General features: G+C 58.7%; 2 protein-coding genes. Both read left to right on the top strand.

Going from position 1 to position 1190, the window contains the following annotated elements:
* The first annotated feature begins 7 nt into the window (after nt 1-7).
* Nucleotides 8-355, top strand: a complete 348-nt coding sequence (locus EU800_RS26045; protein WP_371685676.1) for a DDE-type integrase/transposase/recombinase — start codon at nt 8-10, stop codon at nt 353-355.
* A gap of 125 nt (nt 356-480) precedes the next feature.
* Entirely contained in the window at nt 481-942 is a 462-nt protein-coding gene (locus tag EU800_RS26040; protein WP_129636352.1) for a hypothetical protein, read from the top strand.
* Nucleotides 943-1190 lie beyond the last annotated feature (248 nt).

The raw sequence follows: 1190 nt of genomic DNA, 5'->3' as shown, positions 1-1190 counted from the left end.
GGGCGAAGTGCTGGAGGATTTCGTGACGAAGAACCGGGACAGGAACGCGGCATTGGAATTCTCGAAGATATCGATGAAGCGCCACTGCCGGCCGCATGTTTGCGTCACCGACAAACTTCGGTCATACAGTGCCGTGCTGAGGGAAGTCCACTCGGCGGATGGGCAAGGAACTGGCCGCTGGCGGAACAACAGGGCGGAGAACTCGCACCTGCCGTTTCGACGACGCGAGCGGACGATGCAGCGGTTCCGTCGGATACCGAATTTGCAAGTGTTTGCTGCTGGCGCGTTATCGATTTCCGAAAGGTTCGACTTGGAGCGCTGCCACTCCCGAAGGCGCTTGCGACGTAACAATTGAAACCGGTTTGCGCGCCCGCTGACACCCGGGTGAAACGGGACAGTCCAATAGTTCCTGCATACCCAGACTTGGGAGGCTCCGCCTCGCAAAGGCATTGGGAGACACATCTAAAAAGGAGCAATCCGATGACTGCCGCCATCCACGACCGAGCGCCGCGACCCTCTACATTCTGGCGTCGCCACTGGAAAACAAGCAAGCTGAGTTGGTGGGGCTGGGCCACTCTGTCGGTTCTGCTTATCGCAACGGTAGCAGGCGCGCCCTATGCCCGCGGGGCCGCACTGGTGCTGGCAACTGCAATCGCTGCGATCTACCTTGCGCGCAGTCGCGACATGGCTGACTTCCCCACGCAACTCCGGGTCGCTTATTTGGGCTGGATGATCGCAAGCTTCGTGCCGGTGCTGGTACCGTTCCTGTGGATTCAGACCTTTGGGACCACGGCTCTGGTTTTCGTGGGCTATTGTCCTCTCGCACGGTTGCTGCTGGTCCTTCCACAGAACAGGCGCCGACCGCTATCGGCAAAATACATCCTGAAGCTTATATTCCACCCGCCTGTCGAGGGCTCGATCCGCGACGTTCTCGGGGCGTAGGGACGGCCAATGCCGGGGTGCGGTCGGATAGTCGATCGGGTGATGTCAAAAGAACCTGGATTGCGACGGGGAAGAGGGTTGAGCGGGTTCTCTCAATGACGAAACGGAACTCGTTCCAATACTTTAGAGCGTTCCCAAGCTGATCGGATTCAGGATTCCCAAGATGTGGCGCCCATGGTTCTCTGTTTGTGAGGCAGATATAGGGGGTAGGAATGGGCAAGCCACATCCTATGGAATTGCGGGAGCGC

This window comes from Tropicimonas sp. IMCC6043 (genome assembly GCF_004146235.1).
GTDB lineage: Bacteria > Pseudomonadota > Alphaproteobacteria > Rhodobacterales > Rhodobacteraceae > Tropicimonas.
Note: the sequence above shows the minus strand (reverse complement) of the source record. Positions and strands in the feature narration are given on the sequence as shown.

Bases quoted from the DNA above. Each gene is read 5' to 3' on its own strand.
- EU800_RS26040 (WP_129636352.1), top strand. From the start codon at position 481: ATGACTGCCGCCATCCACGACCGAGCGCCGCGACCCTCTACATTCTGG.